This window comes from Chitinophaga barathri (assembly GCF_003807585.1).
Lineage (GTDB): Bacteria > Bacteroidota > Bacteroidia > Chitinophagales > Chitinophagaceae > Chitinophaga > Chitinophaga barathri.
In genome coordinates, this window is record NZ_RMBX01000005.1 from 88,265 (window position 1) to 108,101 (window position 19,837).

A 19,837-nucleotide genomic window follows, 5' to 3' on the forward strand; every position below is an offset into this window, starting at 1 on the left:
CATTCATATTAAAACGCTACTGATGAAACGACACCTCCTGCCGTTAATGGCACTGTCATGCCTGTTATTCTCCGTTGCAAACGCCCAAACCACGGGCACGCCTACACAAAAATCCGTGACCGCTCCGCTGAAAAAAACATCCGAAGCGCCATCCACCCGCACATCGCCCCGTAAGCCCGCCCCTGCCCGTCTGCAGCCGGCGGATATCCGTAAAATATTGCCGTTGCGGTGCATGGCTCCGGGCCAGGGATACGAAGACCTGGTGCCTCTGAAAAAAGGACTCGCTGATGTCCGCATCCTCGGCGCGGGCGAAGGCACACACGGTACACATGAATTCTTCACCTTCAAACACCGCCTTTTTGAATTCCTCGTGAAAGAAATGGGATATACCGTATTCGCTATTGAAGACGGCATCTACGGCTCTGCGCTTATCCAGCGTTACATCACCACCGGAGAAGGCGACCCGAAAGCCATCCTGCAAAACGAATTCCATGACGTATTCCAGGTGCGGGAACTGCTGGACCTGGTGGAATGGATGCGCGGCTACAATGCCACCCACGATATCAAACTCACCTTCACCGGCTTCGACTGCCAGCAGCTGGATGCCTATGTACGCGGCATCAGGGAGGTGACGGAGAAATACCAGTTTACCGGCTTCCTTCCCCTCACCGGTTACATCGCGCCTGAAAACGATTCGGCATGGCAGGCTTATATTGAAACGAGGATCATCGCGGACAGTATTGCGCAGCACATGCCCGCGCGGCCCGTCAATATTCCAGAAAAAGAATGGGAACTGGCGGTGTGTTATCTTCAGAACATCCAGGCGGGGCTGCACCAGTTCACGGCCAAAGACTGGCTGCCCATGCTCAATACACGCGACTCTATGATGGCGCTCAATGTACAAAGGATCGTGACACAACACCCGGGTGAAAAGATCATGCTTTGGGCGCACAACGGGCATGTAGGCAGCTGGCACGGCTCCCTGAAAGACTTCAGCACACTCGGCGGGAACCTTAAACAACGTTATGGCAATACCTACCAAAGCCTGGGCTTCAGCACCGGTTCCGGTAAGTACCGCGCGAGGTCGGGACAAATACAAAAAATGACAGAAGATAATCAGCTTGCCGCCCCGGTGCCCGGCAGCATTGAATTGCAGCTGCATCAAACAGGCATCTCCCTGTTGTATTTCTCTACGCATGCACTGCCTTTGGATGGGAAGTTGCGCATGATCGGTTCAATAGCTGACACGAATCAATTCACACAAGACCCGGTAGCTATCACCAGTTTGTTCGACTGGCTGGTGTATGCGGACAAGACCAGCTTTGCGCAAGGGCTCTGAATACAAGCTCTTTTCGTTAAATTACATACAACCAAATCCCTTGTATGTACACCTGCAAAATATTAAGGCTCCTGCCTGTCCTGTGCCTGCTGGCGGTAATGCCCGCCAGGGCGCAGGACAGTATAGCCGCTCCCGTTACCTTCCGGGAAGACACCCTGTTCAGCTTTTTATCCGCCCCGCACAACCTCAGCCTCAGGGAACGCGCCGTACTCGTGACCGACCGCATCCGCACGATATACGAAGAGCCGGACTTCAGCGCGGATTCCATCCTGTTGCAGCACGACAGCCTTGCTTCCCGCATCACGTACCGCGGCCAGGTGATCGCCACGATCACGGACGCGGACGCCTCCTTCTCCGACCTGGACCGCAAAGCACTGGCGCAGAATTACCTGCTGGTGATACAGGAAAAACTGGACACGCTTAGTTCTTTCACCGGCATCAAACACATCCTGACCTTTACAGCCGAAGCTCTGGCGGTGATCGCCGGGCTGATACTGATCATCTGGCTGCTGAACCGGCTGTTCAAACGCATCCGCTCCCGGTATGCGCGTAAAAATTATAAACCCTTTGTGGCAGGCGGCTACACCCTGCTCACAGCGGACCGTGTGCGCAGCGTCATGCTTAAAGTGCTTGGCATCATCCGCATCCTGCTGATCCTGATTATCATATATTTTACCCTGCCTATCCTCTTCAGCATCTTCCCCTGGACGGAAAGGCTGGCGGACAAACTGCTCGCTTATGTGCTGAACCCGTTAAAAAGCATCCTGAAAGGCATACTGGATTATGTCCCCAACCTGCTGACCATACTGGTGATCTATCTTTTCACCCGTTACATCATCAAAGGCGTGAAGTTCATGGCCGGGGAAATAGAACGCGGTGTACTGAAGATCAAAGGTTTTTACCCGGACTGGGCGCAGCCTACTTATAAGATCGCAAAAGCTTTGCTGTATATCTTTATGTTCGTGGCCATATACCCTTACCTGCCGGGCTCCGGCTCTGGCGTATTCCAGGGCGTAACGGTGTTTCTCGGCCTCCTCGTCTCGCTGGGCTCTTCGTCTGCCATCGCCAATATGGTGGCGGGCGTAGTGATCACCTATATGCGCCCCTTCCGTATCGGGGAACGGATACAGGTAGGCGATGTAACCGGCGATGTGGTCGAAAAAACGCTGCTGGTCACCCGGCTGCGCACGATCAAAAACGAAGACATCACCATCCCGAACGCCGTGATCCTGAGCGGCCGTACCATCAACTATTCCACCTGCTCCGAAGATCGCGGGCTGATCCTGCACGCGGCCATCACCATCGGTTACGATACGCCCTGGCGCAAAGTGCATGAGCTGCTGCTCAATGCCGCGGCCAAAACGGAAGGCCTCCTCCAGGACCCTAAACCCTTTGTATTACAGACGGCCCTCGGCGACTTTTATGTGAATTACGAGCTGAACGTGTATACGCACAACGCTGCGCAGATGGCTGTGTTGTATTCACATCTTTATGAGAACATCCTGGACAGTTTTCATGACCAGGGCTACGAGATCATGTCGCCCTCCTTTCATGCCATCAGGCAGAATACGGAGCCGGCGGTGCCTGGCGGCAAACCGGAGCCGCCCGCTTTCAAATAGAAAGGAATTATTGTACTTTGCTCTTTATGAAACGGACATTGCTGTTCTTACTCCTCCTGGCGGGAAGCGCCCTGTATGCGCAGGACAAAAAAAGCCCCCTGCCCTTCCTCGATTCCGTGACGGACTTCCACGGCTTCACCTGTTACGAAGGCCGCTTTGAAGGCCGCAAAGCCTGTGTGGTAGTACCCAATGGCGAACCGGCCAAAGGCAAACCCTGGGTATGGCGAACCCGTTTCTGGGGCCATGAGCCGCAGTCGGACAGCGCGTTGCTGGCACGTGGCTATTACGTAGTGTATTGCGACGTGGCGGAACTGTTCGCCAACGAAGAAGCCCTCGGCATCTGGGACCGTTTTTACCAGCAGCTGCAAAAGGCCGGCCTTCATCAGAAAGCAGCCATGTTTGGCATGAGCCGCGGCGGCTTCTACGCTTACCGCTGGGCCGTGCGATACCCTGACCGTGTAGCCTGCGTGTATGCGGATGCGCCCGTGCTGGACATCCGGAGCTGGCCGCTGGGAGAAGGGAAAGGCCCGGGAAGCGCCGAAGTATGGGAAACATTTAAAAAGGATTTCGGGTATAAGACCGAAGAAGAAGCCCGCCGGTTCAAAGGCAACCCGCTGGACCTGGTGCCGGAGATCGTAAAAGGCGGTTACCCCATGCTGCATATCTGCGGCGATGCGGACGAGTTCGTACCGATCGACGAAAACACCGACCCGTTCGAGAAAAAAGTGCTGGCAGCGGGCGGCAGGATACAGGTGATCCGCAAGCCAGGCGTAAAGCACCATCCTCATAGCCTGAAAGACCCGGCCGTAATAGTGACTTTCGTCATGTCTGCCTACAGATAGGCCCGCATGCGTTATCTTTGCCTTTAACGCAAACGAATACCATGTTCCACTTCGGCCAGCGGCAAACCCTTGTTATTTCCATCTTTATCATGCTGGTAACGGCATGCCTGCTGGTGTGGCGCCCCGATTACAACTTCTTCGACGGCGGGCTCATCACAGCCATCCTGCTGACCATTTTTATCAAAAAAGACGCGCCCACACGTTTTATGGGCATTGCGTGCACCATACTGGTAGTGGTGATAGCCTGCCTGCCCCACAGGAACCCGAACCTCGCGGAAGTATTCATAGAACACTTTTTCTCGCTTATCCTTGTGATCAGTTCCACCCTGCTGGTATTGTTCCTCAAACGGTTGTACCGCACCATGCAGGAGCTGAACCAGGCGCTGGAAAAGGAAGTGGAGAAAAGAACCGCCAATCTTGAGCTGGCCCTTTCCCACCTCGCCTCTTCGCAGGCCGAGCTGAAAGATGCGCTGGAAAAAGAAAAAGAACTAAGCGAGATCAAATCCCGTTTTGTATCCATGGCCTCCCACGAGTTCAGGACGCCGTTGAGCGCCATCCTTTCCTCCGCGGCCCTGATCGGCAAATATCCTTCTTCCGAAGACCAGCCCAGGCGCGAAAAACACGTGCAGAAGATCAGGGATTCCGTGATACACCTCAATGAATTGCTGGAAGACTTCCTATCGCTGGGGCGCATCGAGGAAGGGAAGATACACGTGCATCCCGAAAATATTTCCATGTACAACTTCTCCCACGAAACCGCCGAAGAAGTGCAGGGCCTGCTGAAACCCGGGCAGGTACTGGATGCCGATGTACAGAACGACCTCCAGGTAACCTCGGACAAACGGTTGCTGAAACATATTTTTGTGAACCTGCTCACCAACGCTTCCAAATTTTCACCCGAGGGAACGTCCATCCACTGGAAGGTTTGGGAGGAAAACGGTCACATCCACGCGATCGTGCAGGACCATGGCATGGGCATTCCCGAGGAAGACAAAGCATACCTGTTCAGCAGCTTTTTCCGCGGCCGCAATGTGACCAATATACAGGGCACGGGCCTCGGGCTGCATATCGTAAAACGGTATGTGGACATGCTGCACGGCCGCATCAGCGTGGAGAGCGAGCTCAACAAAGGCACCAAGATCATTATCAACTTTCCAAATCATCAGACCATATGACAGCCACAGCCACCATCCTGGTAGTAGACGATCATCCCGGCATCCGCGAGAACGTTGCGGAAATACTCACGCTCGCAGGTTATAACGCACTGGAAGCAGAGAACGGCAAACAGGCGATAGAGATCGCGCGGGATAAGCAGCCGGACCTTATCGTGTGTGACATCATGATGCCAGAGCTGGACGGCTACGGCGTATTACACATGCTTCGCAAGTATCCCGAAACAGAACATATCCCTTTCATTTTCGTCACCGCCAAAACGGACCGCAGTGACTTCAGGAAAGGCATGGAAATGGGCGCGGATGATTATATCACCAAACCTTTTGAAGACGTGGAACTGCTCACCGCCGTGGAAACCCGGCTGAAAAAACAGCAGTTCCTGGAAGAAAAATTCGCGGCGGCCCGTACACAGTCTATCGGCACCATGCTGCAGGACTGGCAGGCCTCAGGCCTGTTGCAGCTCAACCTGGATGCCTACGACGTGCTACAGTTCTCCAAAAAACAACCCGTATACCGCGAGGGCAAACACCCGCAGTTCCTCTATTACGTCAAAAGCGGCAAAGTAAAAGCCTACCGCATGAACGACGACGGCAAGGAATACATCACAAATCTTTTCGGCGCGGGCGATTACTTCGGGTATGTCCCCCTCCTGGAAGACCATCCCTACGATGAAAACGCCGAAGCCCTCGATAACACCGAGCTGGTGCAGATACCCAAAGAGGTATTCCTGGAGCAGCTGCTGAACGACATCAGCGTGGCGCGCACTTTCATTAAACGGATTGCGATGGAGGTAAAAGAAAAAGAAGACCGCCTGCTGCAGCTCGCGTACGATTCCCTGCGCAAACGCGTGGCCAACGGCCTGCTGGCTATCCACGACAAACTGCACCTGGAGCAGCAGCCCGACGCCCTGATAGAGCTTTCCCGTGATGATATCGCGCGGTTTGTGGGCACAGCCACGGAATCACTGATCCGTACGCTGAGTGATTTTAAGTCCGAAAAACTGATCGAGATGCAGGGGACGCGGATCAGGATTGTGCAACCGGAATTGTTGAGGAAGTTATTGTATTGAGGCTAGTCTGATACTATTTTAACCATTCTTCTCCTTGCTCTATCGTTGCTCTCTCCTTCGACGATCCTTGCTCTATCGTTCGACATGGCATATAGTGAATATATTATCACTTTACATAAAAAAGGAAGGCCGCCCAATGCAGGCGGCCTTCCTTTTTTATCAATCTTTCCATTTCACATTGTAAACCTTCAATTCCTTTATCTGTCCCTTAAAGGCATTCTTCGTATCCCCGATGCGTTGCAGCGGGAAGTACAACGTCTGCACTTTCGCCATCTTGTCTTTTGTATTGGTGAACGTATAGAACTGGCCACGCAGATCGTCCTGCTTCTGCCCGTCCACGTACAGCGTGGTGCCGTATGCATCGCCGGTAATGCGGATCTTTGTCCAGCGGCCTTCCGGTACGGTATAGTTAAAATTATAATTGATCCCTTCGCGCGAGAAACCCAGTTTATCCGTTCCTTCCTGCGTAAGTTTTACGACCGCATAATCCGACGAAAACAATACCGCTCCCGGTTGTTGCGGGCCCTGGGGCATGATCTCGAACTCCACAGTATAATCATAACCCATGCCTTTCAGCGGGGAAGTCACATAACTTTTACCGCCATTCAGGTGGAGGATATTTTTTGAGGCAGTGGCATTTTCTCCTTTTTCAAGATGAAAATTATCCTGCGCGCTGTTCTTCAGGTCATTGAATTTGTAATACAGCGCCAGTGAATCTTTTGAAGGTATCTTCCCAAACAGCAGGCCTGGGGCGGGAAGCAGGGTGGAGCCTTTTTTGATGAACGTTTCGAAAGGAACAGATGAGTTTGCACCGGACCACATTTTCTCGGCCAGCGTCTGCATGCTTCCAAATACGCGGTAATGCACGTCGTATTCGGTGATGCCGTTGCCGCTATGATCGTTCCACACAGCAAAGGAGCCGCCCCTGATCTTCGGGTGTCCGTAAGCAAAGGTCTGGTTGCCGATGCGGATGGGCTCCCACTGGCGGTACAACCGGTTGTTGTTGAGGAAGTCGTAATAATAACCAGCCGCGGGCACGATGTACAGCCAGCCGTCCGGTGTACTGATCAGGTCATATCCTTCCGCGATCATTTCTTTAGGGTCAGCATAACCGTTGTACCAGGCGTTGATGGTCACGCCCTTGTTACGCACCGGCGTTTCGCCTTTTGCATGCGTGAGCGAGCCCCAGAAGCGCACCTTTTTCCCAAAACCTTCCGCGTAACGGATAAAATGATCCGTGAACCTACGGAATGCCTCCGCTTCTTTTTTCGCGTATTCGTCCGTGCCGATATGCACTTCATCACCGGTAAATACAGGGTTAGGGCCGGAAAGATATTCCTTGAAGATATTCTCCACCACCGTATAGGTTTCGGGATTATTCAGATCGAGGTGATCCATGCCGTATTGTTTGCTGCCCACGGCGGGTACCGCTTTGGCGATGGATAATGAATGCGCGGGCACGTCTATTTCAGGGATGATGCGGATGCCGTAGTCCCTGGCCATCTGCTGCAATTCGATAAATTCCTTTTTGGTCCAGAAGCCGTCTTTGGCGGACAGGCCGGGATAGGTATCGTTTTCCAGCCTGAAGGCGCTGTAGGTGCTGTCCCAGTTGTCGTTAAAGAATTTCTTAAAACCGTTATCGTTCAGGTGAATGTGGAAATCGTTCATCTTGAAGTACGACATAAAACGAACGTATTGCCGCACAAATTCCATGGAGAAATATTTCCGCCCCGCGTCCAGCATAAAGCCGCGAACTTCGTATTTAGGATAGTCCCTTGCTTCTCCTTTCGGGATGCGTAGGCCGCCGGTGGAGTCTTGCGCAAAAAGCTGCAATACGGTACGTGTGCCTGCAAACAGGCCCTGGTACTGATTTGCTTCCACCCGGATGTACTCCCCGATGTTCAGCCGGTAACCTTCTTTCCCCAATGATTTATCCGCGCTCTGAAGCGTGAGATAAATATCGCCACGGTCCGGCTTGCCGGTCCTTACCTGGAAACCATGCTGGTTCGTACGCTTAAAGTCTTCGCTGGTAAGCTGCGCGGCTTTTTCCAGTTCATTTTTATAAGCAGGGTCTATGACGATGGAAGAAGTTTTCCGCACCTGATAGTACCCGGAATCACCCGCCCATTCCCGGAGGGAAGGGATCACGAACGGCTGGGCATTGCCCTTTGCAGGGCGGCTGCCGGGTATCGTTACGGCGATGTTGGGGAGTTCCGTAAGAGCGCCGTCCGATTTTTTTTCCGCAATCAGGTAGAGCTGTACGGTAGTTTCCTGCAGGGGAACGGTGATGGCACCGGTGGTATCCACTACGGGCAGGCGGTCTGTACCTTTCAGCAATAACCGGTAATCAGGATAAGGCTGCGGAAGGGATAATTGGCGCTGGCCGGGTTGTACGGCCACTTTGATGTCCTGCCTGAGCTGCAGGGTGTCCTTTAAGTTCTGGGAATAGGCCGCATACGGAATACATAGTATGCCGGCAAAGAGTAGCTGCTTCATCTGCTAAAGATTAGCAATTTTCCCGTACCGGCAAAGCTAAAATTTACAGGGAAAGTTGAATTTTTCTTTATGATTTTTGTATTGGCATGATATACTAACTGAAATGAGTTAGTCAGCTGTGCTGACTAACTCATTTCAGTTAGATATACCGACTTGAATTAAGGTTTGCAGAAAACCTGGGTAACTTTATATTTTCTGAGACCACTTCCCAGATTCAGGAAAGAAGCAGATGAATAACCAGGATCACCAACTGCAAGTTCAGCAATCTTAACGCAGCAATACTTAACAGTTGACGGAGGACATGTAAGTTGGTCCGGCTGAGAAGATGCGGTAGTTGCGGCAGTCAAGAATATTTTGCCTTGACTAAAAGCAGTAGTAGCAATGCTGCAATTGTCAACCTGAGCCAGGCTAACAGCAGGGTTAGTACCGTCAGTTACAGTAATGTTGATAAAACAGTGGGTAACGTCCCTGCTACCTGCTTTTGTAATTACAGTAACGCCAACTGCGAGTACAGCAATAAGAAAAGCAAAGCTCAATTTTAAATTTTTCATTTTGTCTTTTTTTAATGTTAACTAATAATGGTTTGTACCTGTTTTGATCAAGACGGGTAAACTTGGTTATTGCGCAATTATTTATATTAGATGATAGTTGTCAGGGTAATACTATAGATGTGTTGGAGGATACTGGGTTGAAGTTATTTTTTTGCTGCCTTTACTTGCTGCCTATACAGCACTATCCCTATAGCGGAAATTACTGTGAGAAATATATTGAGAGCCAGATGTTGAGGCCAATTTAACCATCCTACAATTCCGCCACAGTTACAGGGCAGGTTCGGCATTGTTACCATTAAATAACTGACGTACCAGGTAAAAAATACCATTAACAGGAATGAACCTATGAAGCCCAATAACCGGGTTCTTTTAAAGATTAGCAAAATAGACAAGAGGATTTCTAGCCCAGGCCCGGCTATTGCAGCTAACGTCGTAAATTTGTAAAATACCGGCGATTGCGACATTTGAATTTTGAGCGACGAAAAATCCATTAATTTACTAATAGAGGTGTGCAACCAGACGATTAAAAGTATGCCAACGATAACCTCAACAATTACTTTATTGAATTTTTGGGCCCGTTGCGGAATCGGACTTAAAGGGACTGCCTTTTCTCTCATATGAAAAAAATATGGTTAATGAATATAAACTGGAATATTCGCTTTGAAGTAGTAGAAGGATCATAAAATCAAAGTGCCTCTATGGCTTTGTTTTGTATTCTTTAGTTAGCTATTCATGCGTTGTGTCTTTTGAGCGTTATCCAAAAGTAGCTCTAGTTACTGCAGAAAGACGTCAGGCTGAGAAATATTCTGGAATATTTATAATGCGGCTATTAAATCATGAAAAAAGGGAGCGTATTACTACACCCCCTTCATAAACTATAAACAGATGATACGTATCAGGCACTATTTTTTCCATCCTTTATTTTGCTCAAGGGAAGTTTGTTCAATGACATCATCGGGTATAGGAAAAGTATATTTGTAACTATTGGGATCAAGTGTATATACGTTACCTTCTACGGTCCTAGTAACTACTTCAGCAAACTGCGGATCTTTATTTAATCGTCGGAGATCCATCCAGCGCACTCCCCTGAGAATGAGTTCTTTTTTCCGTTCCAGGAGTATCTGCTGGAGGGCTTCTTTTTGTGTTGACGCGGTGCGGTCAGTATAGTCGACAGTGTCCGACCATCTTGATTTGAGCAGCAAATTAAGATCAACCATGGCCTCCTGAACGTGATTTAGTCTGGCATTACACTCAGCTCGAATCAGATATGCTTCATCCGTTGCAAAACCGTTGAAATTATTAAATGAATAAGAGTCATAGTTCCCAATAAATACAATAGCTCCATCTGTTGGATTTTCTCTGAAAAAAAGACCTTTTCTCAAATCATTCTCGGGATACAGGTCAAACAATGATCTATCTATGAGGCCGCTGATTAAGAATGCATTTGTAAAATTACTATGAAGTATTACTTCCGGGTTATATCTCCCAATATAGTTTCCATTTGCCGGCAGGCTGTTATAATTGATTAGGGTTGATTTTATTGACAAACAATCTTTAATATATGCAAGTGACTTTTCGTATTCTCCCATACACAAATACACTCTGGACAAAAGAAAAATTGTGGATAACTGGGATGGTCGTGTAAGAATACTCTGCTGGGGAGGAAGGAGGGTAAGCGCCTCTTCCAAATCCTGTATTATTTTCTTATACGTTTCTTCAACCGTGCTCCTTTTAGAAGGTACGGACAGATCAGTATTGAGTCTGATTACAATCCCCAAATCGCTCTTTGAAGTGTTTTTATCATATTGTGGTGCATAGACATGCAAAAGTTCAAAGAACACTCTTGCCCTGTTAAAAAGAGCCTGCCCCTTTACACTTTTCCACCTTTCAGTATCGGAAGGGTTACCTGGTTCAATTTTACCCAGGCCATCCAAAATGATATTATCCCAGAGGACTTTTTCATATGACTGATTCCAGTCAGACACTGACTCATGTCGGGTTGTATAAGACCAGATATAGGCATCGGACGTACTGCCTTTTTCCGTAGACTGGTACATTACGTCCGATATATAGTGCAAATCGGATGATACTTCCCCCAATACAGGATATTGTTGAAACATACTTGGATTGTCCAGCATCCCCTGAAAGTCATCTAAGGTTTCGGGGATAACCATTCTTTTGTCTGGCTTTTCCTCCAGCCATCCTTTTGAACAGCTCGTAAGGAAAACAGACAGTGGAAATAAAACCCCGTATATTACAAATTGATAAACCTTTATCTTTATCATAAAATGTTAATTCAAAATCAGTAAATAGAATAGGTCAAAAACCTGCGTTAGAAATTGACACTTGCCCCGATCGCTATACTCCTGGGAGTAGGCAAGCTGAATCCGTTAACGTCAGGATCCAGTTTATATTTGTTAGCTCTCCATAGAATGCCGACGTTATTTGCATAAGTAAATATGGAGATATTATTAAAAGGTAATGACTTAAACTGCTGTTTTCCTAATTCGTAAGAGAGTCTGATGTCTTGCAATCTAATATGATCACCTTTTTCTACAAGAGCGTCTGAATATTTGTAAAAATTGTCTCTTGTTGGATTTATTGCAGCTGGCATTGATGGAACAGATGTTTTCGTTTCATCTCCAGCTTTTTGCCAACGAAGCGAATAATCTGAATGTCCTCCAAAATTGTTAAACAGATTACTATATGAAATTGAGTTTCTCACAAAGTAATACTTGAATTTGTAAGTGATATTGAAGGAAAAGGAAATATTTTTGTAGCTCAACGTGTTGATAAGCGAGCCAAATACACGGGGAGTTATTGAGCCTATGTATAGCAGGTCTTCTGGTTTTGCATTTTGAGACATACTTAAATAGTCTTTCTTTTCGCCTTTCAGGAACCCCATGGGATCTCCGTTTTCAGCATTAAGTCCCGCATACGGAAATGTAAACAGTTTGACAACGGGTTTTCCGATTACCGGAATGTAAAAATTTGTTAAATAACTGAACGCAGTAAGGGATTTCTGGTCGTAGTCTGTGATCTTGTCTGTATTGTAACTCAAAACTAAATTAGAACGCCAATTGACAGCCCTCCGTATGTTAATGCTATTTAATATTAAATCCACACCACTCCCCTTCATACTTGCATAGTTCCCTGTATATATAGTGGTTCCTACAGTAGGTTCTATGTTAATAGTGCCAATTAGGTTCTCTCCCGTTTTTTTATAATATTCAAGAGAACCATCCATTCGATTGTTAAAAAGTTTGAAATCTATTCCTAAATTATATGTGCCAATTCTTTCCCAAGTCAAGCCGGGGTTAGGCGCTGTCAGAATCGAAACGTAAGGTTCATTGTGGTATCCGCCAGCACCTGTAGTCGTAATTATCGCCGTTGGCAGCGCAGTGGCCTTATTATTCAGATTTCCATTATACCCATAAGTTGCTCTAAGTCTTAAATAGGGTAGCCAAAGAAGTTTATAGAAGCTTTCATCAGAAATATTCCAGCCCAATCCAGTCGACCAGAGCGGAACTATTCTTTGATTGCTTTTTGCGCCCAGGAAATTACTTTTATCAATTCTGCCGCTCAAGGTTAGGGAGTAGTTGTTATTAAAGGTATATGCGGCGTTTCCCAGATAACTTTCGAATCTGTTAAGTGAACCGCCCGCGTATTGATCATTGGGGATCCTGCCGCTTCCCAGCATTCCATTTGGACGGAGCATAAACTGGGTATTGTAATCAATGTAAGTGGCAGAACTTAGCGTGGAAGGATTATAACCATATTTCCCCTCTCCATTGAACGTATATTTTGATTCACTTGATTCATAAGCGAGGATAGCATTAATCTGATGTTTATGCCATGATTTGTTGACATTTATTTGTGTTCTTATATTCCACAAAGTGTTGTCAGAATTGTCCAAGCGAAGAATTGAGCCTAATGGTATCGGGTAAATAGTTTTTCCCGTTGGATCCTGATATGCATATGTATTGATAAGGTTTCTCGTGTTGTAGGTATTCATATTAAACTCGTTCGTAATTCGACCAATCCTTTTTTCGTACTGCCCTCGTACTTCGGCACTTATCCCCTCAAAAAATGTGTATCTGATAACCCCACCCAGACGAGTGTTGTACCGTTTGCTGCTGTTATTATTATTTTTTAGTTCATCCAATGGCCTATAATGCCAATCCAGCAATCCTGGATATCTCGCCGTATCAAGATAGGGAGTGCGGTAAGTGAAAGGCATTGGAACATGCAGGGAATTTCCATTGTTATCAGCAAGTTGAGTATACGGGGATGCCATTGTTAAGCCTGTTGCTAAGAATTGCTCGTAGCCAATCCCATTCGACTTGCTATCACTTTGAACATAGGAGATATAGGTACTTAATTCGATTTTGTCAATGGGCTTTAATGTATTTTCAAAACGTAGAGAATATCTCTGGTCTTTGTCCCCTTTTATGCTGGATCTGTTTGCATCATAACCCAAAGATACATAGTAGCTGTTTCTAGGTGTCCCCCCACTAACGTTCAAATTATATTGCTGATTTATACCCGTCTGTAGCAAGTATTTGTTGATATCATCCCTGGCGTCATGCTGGGAAAGCTCATTTAGTTTTGAGTTAGCATCCTGTTCTGTAATTTCTCCTCGTCGCTGAGCCAACATAATTTCCATTGCAGGCGAAAGCGGGAGATAGAAATCGAATAATGGGTACAGGTCATCATATTCATTGTACAGCCCTTGCTTAAATCGAGTTCTTTCGACCTCAATCGCATCTTTTGGATCAATGATATTTAAATATCCAAGATCAGGCTTCTTGATAAAATTTGTACTGGCGTTTAATTGAATGCTTGTTTTTTTATTATAGCTTCCTTTCTTCGTTTTGACAACAATAACACCATTACCTGATCTCGCTCCCCAAATTGAAGCTGAAGCAGCATCCCGAAGTATGGTAATTGATTCGATATCATTTGGATTTAAATTATTGAGCAATACCTCACCATCATTAGGATTTTCATCATATGGAAATCCATCTACCACCACCAGAGGCTTCATATTCGCATTGATGGTACTAAAGCCTCTTATAGTAAAACTAGTTCTGGCACCTTTTTCTGTTTTTAAACTGCTCGTTACATTAAGTATTCTGTCTATTATACCTGTTGAAACCGTCCGATTCAATAGTTTATTATCAAGCTGTACGAATGAACCTGTAGACCGCTCCTTGGGGATATCCTGATATCCAGTTGAAACCACCTCAAATGATTCTATTTCTCTTATTGCAGAATCAAGAACTATTTTAATCTCGGTTTTTCCGCTGATTTTCACCTGCTTTGGATCAAACCCAATAGATGAAATAACCAATATTCCATTGGCAGGCACCTGGGTAAAGATAAACCTTCCTAGCGCATCGGCACCTTGTCCTCTTGGCTGTCCTTTTAGGGATACAGTAGCACCTGGTATCGGATTTCCCTTTACATCCATCACATTACCACTAACTGTGATCTTCGGCACCGTATCCCCCACAACACCCGTCACCGTCTTCTCAGGCACCACCTCCGCCTTACTCAACACCACGCCCTTATCCTTCACCCTCCAGCTCACATTTTTTCCTTTCAGCAACACATTCATCACCTCCGCAAGCGAAGCTTTCGTGACGTTCACACTGGCGGGAACAGAGCCGTCAATAATGGAACGGCCGTAATAAAAAGTAAGCCCAGTCTGTTTCTCAATAAGTTTAAAAATATTTTCAATTGGTTGGTTCACTACATGCAGCGTGATACTGGATGTATCGTCTAATGTTGATGAAGAGGCTGCCTGTGATTTCAACGTGAGCAGGAGCAGGAATAGAAATGCCCGCCTAGCCCATGTCTGGCAAGGGTAGTGTTGTTTCATAATAAATCGTATAATTTAACAGGTAATGCTAGTCGTTTATCTGCAATGTCTAATTAGTATGCCTGGAACGTATACACATGACTGTTATAAACGAATGAATTGGTTGACTAATTTTTTTACGTTTTTTTCATGTCTGATAAAATAGCTTTCATACATCTGCGTGAAATTGATGGAGATCAATTTGTAAAGCAGCATCAGAAGAGGAAAAAAGAAGAGAGGCCAATTAAAAGACGCAGCAGGTGGCGCATTTCCCGGAAAGCACTCCGGGCCAGCGCTAACTGTGTTTTTATCGTGTCTTTCGTAAGGCCCAGCTTCGTGGCTGCCTCCTTGTACGATAAATTCTCATAGTAGTACATCAGTACCACCCTGCGCCGTTTAAAAGGTAACTTCGATAGCAGGTACTGGATCTTGAAATCAAGGTCCTTCTGTTCATCTATCGACGCTGCATCCTGAGATGAGCCGATATTCAGTAGGTCTGTTCCGCTGTTATATTCATTTCTGATAATATCACTTTTGTCCGACCGGATATACACCAGGCACCTGTTCCGCACAGATTGGTAAAGATACCCGCGGATGTCGTCAATGTTTCCCCATAGGTTAGGCGACGAACACAATTTGGTAAATACATCCTGGACAGCATCCTTGGCGTCTTCTTCGTTATGCAGAAAACTATGTGCATAGTTGCACAAAGGTTTATGATAAGCCTTGAACACCGATGTGAATACTTCCATATCTCCCGCCTGTAAGCAGGACAGTACATGCGCATTGTCCATTCCGTAGCAATGTTGAGGTAAAGGTGAACAAATAAGGGAAGAGGGGGAATTTTTGGCTTAAGTATAACTTGAAGAAAGTATTCTCAAAACATACAAAAGTTGCGCTTGAATTTGTTCCAGTCCGCACTTCAAAACTGCAAAAAAAATAAATAACAAAGGTTAACCGAATGTTAAGCCAACAAGAAAGCATCTAAGTAGGCTTGTGGCTTATGTTATTATAACAGGATTGGCTTTAACTGCTGTTTTATAGGATAATTATCAGGAATTTTACCCCTCCCGTTCACCCTTTTTTAACAGTTTTGTGTCCAGTGGTTTTCTGGGAAATTACCCCCGGATTGACAATAAATTACTGGTTTGTTAATGGTAAATTAATGACTCACATGTTTGTATCTTTGTAATGCCATCATTTACACATCCACACAACTTGCATCATTTCACATAACCTGTTACTTTTATGAACATGTTAAGCAAAGATGATCACAGGCTTGTAGTGGCTTGGAAGAACGGAAGCCAGGATGCGTTTAATGCATTATTTCAAAAATACTACGAGCCGCTGTGCCATTACGCGTACAGCTTTATCCGTGACAAAGAAGCAGCGAAAGACCTTGTACAGCAAGTGTTTACAGGTATTCTCGCGGGGCGGTTATACCTCCACCTCGATACCGGTGTAAAGAGCTACCTATACACATCCGTACACAACCGCTGCCTCCGGGAACTGGACAATCGTAAACGTCATAAATTCCACCTCACCCGGTTTGAACAAACCATCCCCCTTGCCGAATCCCCGGATTTTGACATGGAGGATGAACAAATGAGCCACCACACTGCCTTAAAGGAATTAATTGCCGGGTTGCCCAAACAACGGCGCACCGCTATCGAACTATTTTACCTGGAGGGACACAAACAAGTTGATGTAGCCCGGAAAATGGGTATCGCGCTGTCCAGCGTCAAAACACACCTCCAGCTGGCCCTCGTCACCCTCAGAGAAAAATTACATAATTCCTGAGTTTAGGAATTTTTCACCCTGAAAGGGATAGTTTTGCATCTTATATAATGATGAAAGATAATTTGCGTTTATACGAGCTCCTGTTAAAGCAGCATTATGGAGAACTGATACCCGATGAAGAAGAGGAACTTAAGGCCTTCGAAGCCCTTAATCCCCGTTTCCACGAATATCAGGCCGAGGTGCAGCGGGTGCCTAAAGAAGAAGCCGTAGCTTTTTCCAGCAGCATCGACTCTGATGCGGAGCTTCAGAAGATTTTCCGGCGGGTCGCAAAGATGAAACAGAGAGGCAGGGTAAGAAAGATTCTGGCTGGTACTGCCGCAGTTGCCGCGGCTGCCATGCTTGTTATTTTTCTTCGTCCCGAGAGAGAAGTGTCTGTATACCAGGCATCTACCCCCCCCCCCTATTCCGGTGCCACCCTCACTCTGGCTAACGGCGAGCTGATCGCCATGAAAGATACCGGCCATCAAACCGTCCTTGCAGGCTCAACAGCCCTCAACAATACCAACCGCTCACTCACCTTCGGCGACGGCCAACCGGAAGCCGGAAACGGCCTGAATACGCTTACCGTACCCGCCAAACTCGATTTCCAGATAGAACTTGCCGACGGCACCAAAGTATGGCTGAACAGCACTACCCGATTCCGTTTCCCTTTCCACTTCAACGGCGAAACCCGCGAAGTATACATAGACAAAGGAGAAGCCTACTTCCAGGTGGCGCAGAATGCGAACAAACCGTTTACTGTTCATACGCCGTCAGGCCCGGTAAAAGTTCTCGGCACCGAGTTTAACGTAAATGCCTATGCTGAAGAAAAAGTGATCACCTCGCTGGTTTCCGGTAAAGTAGCCGTTTCAAACGGCGCCCGCACCATAGAACTGGCACCCGGCACCGAGGCTGTGGCTCAATCCGGCGAACTCACCAGGAACCGCGATTTTGACATGACCAACACCCTCAGTTGGAGAGAAGGCATTCACTACTTTAATAATACCACCATCACCGAAGTCGGCGTTATGTTGAAACGCTGGTTTGATGTTGACCTCGTCATCGATAATCCGCACGCCGCCGGTATTGAAATACGCGGTAAACTATTCCGCAATCAGCCCCTGGATAATTTCATCACACAGATCAACGATACCCGGCTTGTTACCTTCTACTGGCAGAATAATGAACTGCACTGCCGCTAACGATTGCGACCTTAATGTATAACCCTTTTGCAATACACTGCTTCAACCCTATATCTTTTAAAACCCTCTCCCAGATCAAGAAAAGGAGTGCAGTTAATATCCGGATCGGACGGTGACATTTCACTCACTGTCAGGCAGCAAAAAACCTCACCACCGCCACAAGCCTCTCCACTGGGAATAGAGTTCGTAATCGACGCTGATGCAACGATCGGATGGCTGGCAGCCAGTTCCTGAACGGTACTGCAGGAAGTAGACGGATTGGAGTTTCCATCCACTATGACATAACTGCCCTGGCAGTTAAATAAACCCACCTCTGTGAAACATCTTGTAATCGTCCTTTTACCAAAAATACCCGCCTGCGCGGTAAGTGTAACGGCAATAGCCAAAATTGCAAAGAGAAAGGAAACGTTGAACTTTAAAATTTTCATGTTATTGTTTTTAAGGTGAAGGAAAATATCATCCCTCTCCCGGTGAGGAACAGGGCGAATAGAAGTTCGTCATTGATGTATTTGTGGGAAATGAACGTGCGGTTAGTATTATTACCCATGTATTTCGTGGAATCATTAAAGACAAAGGTGAATAGGGACTGTACGTGGTTACAGATTCAATACCAAAATAATTCCCGCTACTGCAACCGCGCAGCAGTCCGGAATTCCGCGAAACCCCGTGCCCGTGAGCTTGAATTTCGGCCGTAAATATCCTATATTTAGCCCATGCGTTATCCAGCCAAGACCATCGCCGCCCTGTCGGCAGCCTTTCTGCTCACCATAGCCCTGGCATTCAAAAAATCAGGCCCTCCGGCCCCTAAACCCGTCGTGATCGCATACGTCGGCGGGTTCCGCGGCCTCATCGCCAATCCTGATTCCATCGCCGTGGAAAAACTCACCCACATCAACTACGCTTTTGTGGACGTGAAAAACGGCCAGGCCTGGCTCACCAACGAAAAGACCGATACCGTCAACTTTCGCAGGCTGAACGCCCTCAAAACACGTAACCCCGAACTGAAAATCCTGATCTCCATCGGCGGATGGGCCTGGAGTGAAAATTTCTCCGACGCCGTGCTCACCCCCGAAGGCCGCGCTCTCTTCGCCCACACTTCCGTGGACATCATCCGGAAATATAAACTGGACGGGGTGGACATCGACTGGGAATACCCCGGCGTACCCGGTGAGGAAGGGAATATTTACCGTCCGGAAGATAAACAGAACTATACGCTTATGTTCCAGGCCATCCGCGCTTCGCTGGATTCCCTGGAAAAAGAAACCGCGGGCAAATACCTGCTCACTACAGCAGTAGGCGGCGGCAAATATTTCATTGAACACACGGAGATGGACAAAGCGCAGCAATACCTGGACTTTGTGAACATCATGAGTTACGACTACAAAACAAACGGCACCGGCATCGCCGGTCATCATACAAACCTCTATGGTTCCACCAAAGACAGCACCGAAGCATCCGCCGACCGCTCCGTACAGTATTTCCTGCGTGCGGGCGTGCCTGCAAACAAGATCGTAATGGGCTGCGCATTCTATGGCCGCGGCTGGCAGCTGCCCAACGGCGACAAACGCGGGCTGAACCAGCAGGCCGTGAAAGGCGCCAGGAGCGGGGGATACACCCGCCTGAAAGACAGCCTCATGGTACAGGGATATAAACGCCACTGGGACAAACGTGCCAAAGCCCCCTATCTCTGGCATCCCGGGCAGAATATCTTTATCACCTATGACGACGAACGCTCCGTCCGCGAAAAATGCCGTTATGTGAAAAAACATCACCTTGCCGGGGTCATGTTCTGGGAATATTCCAGCGACCCGAAAGGTTACCTGCTCAGCAGCATCCACCAAACTTTTACCAAGTAATTACGCCTGTCCGGTATGGAAGGCCGGCCCGCTCAAGCCCGGCTTTCC

General features: G+C 47.4%; 15 protein-coding genes. 8 read left to right on the top strand and 7 right to left on the bottom strand.

Annotation, left to right across the window (positions count from 1 at the left end):
* Positions 1-22 precede the first annotated feature (22 nt).
* From EG028_RS10375 to EG028_RS10395, 5 genes are read left to right on the top strand one after another with little or no spacing between them, the layout of a single operon-like run.
* Positions 23-1,339: an erythromycin esterase family protein gene (locus EG028_RS10375; protein WP_120516588.1), complete on the top strand. Its 1,317-nt coding sequence runs from the start codon at positions 23-25 to the stop codon at positions 1,337-1,339.
* A gap of 44 nt (positions 1,340-1,383) precedes the next feature.
* Entirely contained in the window at positions 1,384-2,958 is a 1,575-nt protein-coding gene (locus tag EG028_RS10380) for a mechanosensitive ion channel family protein (RefSeq protein WP_120516587.1), read from the top strand.
* Between the two features lie 26 nt (positions 2,959-2,984).
* Complete coding sequence (locus EG028_RS10385) at positions 2,985-3,800, top strand: alpha/beta hydrolase family protein (protein WP_120516586.1); 816 nt, start codon at positions 2,985-2,987, stop codon at positions 3,798-3,800.
* Between the two features lie 41 nt (positions 3,801-3,841).
* Positions 3,842-4,975, top strand: a complete 1,134-nt coding sequence (locus EG028_RS10390; RefSeq protein ID WP_120516585.1) for a sensor histidine kinase — start codon at positions 3,842-3,844, stop codon at positions 4,973-4,975.
* A complete protein-coding gene (locus tag EG028_RS10395) occupies positions 4,972-6,042 on the top strand; it encodes a response regulator (RefSeq protein WP_120516584.1) in 1,071 nt (356 codons plus the stop codon). Before EG028_RS10390 ends, EG028_RS10395 begins: the two co-directional genes overlap by 4 nt.
* 159 nt (positions 6,043-6,201) lie before the next feature.
* Here EG028_RS10395 and EG028_RS10400 read toward each other — a convergent pair whose 3' ends face one another.
* The 6 genes from EG028_RS10400 to EG028_RS10425 all read right to left on the bottom strand — a co-directional run bounded on the left by EG028_RS10400 (position 6,202) and on the right by EG028_RS10425 (position 15,746).
* Positions 6,202-8,538 (bottom strand): family 20 glycosylhydrolase, encoded by a 2,337-nt coding sequence (locus tag EG028_RS10400; RefSeq protein ID WP_120516583.1) that lies wholly within the window; start codon positions 8,536-8,538, stop codon positions 6,202-6,204.
* Between the two features lie 158 nt (positions 8,539-8,696).
* Complete coding sequence (locus EG028_RS10405; RefSeq protein ID WP_123864629.1) at positions 8,697-9,089, bottom strand: hypothetical protein; 393 nt, start codon at positions 9,087-9,089, stop codon at positions 8,697-8,699.
* 143 nt (positions 9,090-9,232) lie between these two features.
* A complete protein-coding gene (locus EG028_RS10410; RefSeq protein WP_120516582.1) occupies positions 9,233-9,706 on the bottom strand; it encodes a MauE/DoxX family redox-associated membrane protein in 474 nt (157 codons plus the stop codon).
* 285 nt (positions 9,707-9,991) lie between these two features.
* On the bottom strand, positions 9,992-11,374 hold the full coding sequence (locus EG028_RS10415; protein ID WP_120516581.1) for a RagB/SusD family nutrient uptake outer membrane protein: 1,383 nt from the start codon (positions 11,372-11,374) through the stop codon (positions 9,992-9,994).
* Positions 11,375-11,421: 47 nt separating this feature from the next.
* Positions 11,422-14,973: a SusC/RagA family TonB-linked outer membrane protein gene (locus EG028_RS10420; RefSeq protein WP_120516580.1), complete on the bottom strand. Its 3,552-nt coding sequence runs from the start codon at positions 14,971-14,973 to the stop codon at positions 11,422-11,424.
* 194 nt (positions 14,974-15,167) lie between these two features.
* Positions 15,168-15,746, bottom strand: a complete 579-nt coding sequence (locus EG028_RS10425) for an RNA polymerase sigma factor (RefSeq protein WP_120516579.1) — start codon at positions 15,744-15,746, stop codon at positions 15,168-15,170.
* A 454-nt stretch (positions 15,747-16,200) separates the two neighbouring features.
* Here EG028_RS10425 and EG028_RS10430 point away from each other — a divergent pair, with 454 nt between their 5' ends.
* Both EG028_RS10430 and EG028_RS10435 read left to right on the top strand, forming a co-directional pair.
* A complete protein-coding gene (locus tag EG028_RS10430; RefSeq protein ID WP_120516578.1) occupies positions 16,201-16,752 on the top strand; it encodes an RNA polymerase sigma factor in 552 nt (183 codons plus the stop codon).
* A 47-nt stretch (positions 16,753-16,799) separates the two neighbouring features.
* Positions 16,800-17,933, top strand: a complete 1,134-nt coding sequence (locus EG028_RS10435; protein WP_120516577.1) for a FecR family protein — start codon at positions 16,800-16,802, stop codon at positions 17,931-17,933.
* Between the two features lie 11 nt (positions 17,934-17,944).
* Here EG028_RS10435 and EG028_RS10440 read toward each other — a convergent pair whose 3' ends face one another.
* A complete protein-coding gene (locus EG028_RS10440; protein ID WP_120516576.1) occupies positions 17,945-18,361 on the bottom strand; it encodes a hypothetical protein in 417 nt (138 codons plus the stop codon).
* A gap of 285 nt (positions 18,362-18,646) precedes the next feature.
* On the opposite strand from EG028_RS10440, the gene EG028_RS10445 reads away from it, so the two are divergent.
* The gene (locus tag EG028_RS10445) at positions 18,647-19,789 is read left to right on the top strand and encodes a glycoside hydrolase family 18 protein (RefSeq protein ID WP_120516575.1); all 1,143 of its coding nucleotides are present in this window, start codon (positions 18,647-18,649) and stop codon (positions 19,787-19,789) included.
* The last annotated feature ends 48 nt before the right edge of the window (positions 19,790-19,837 follow it).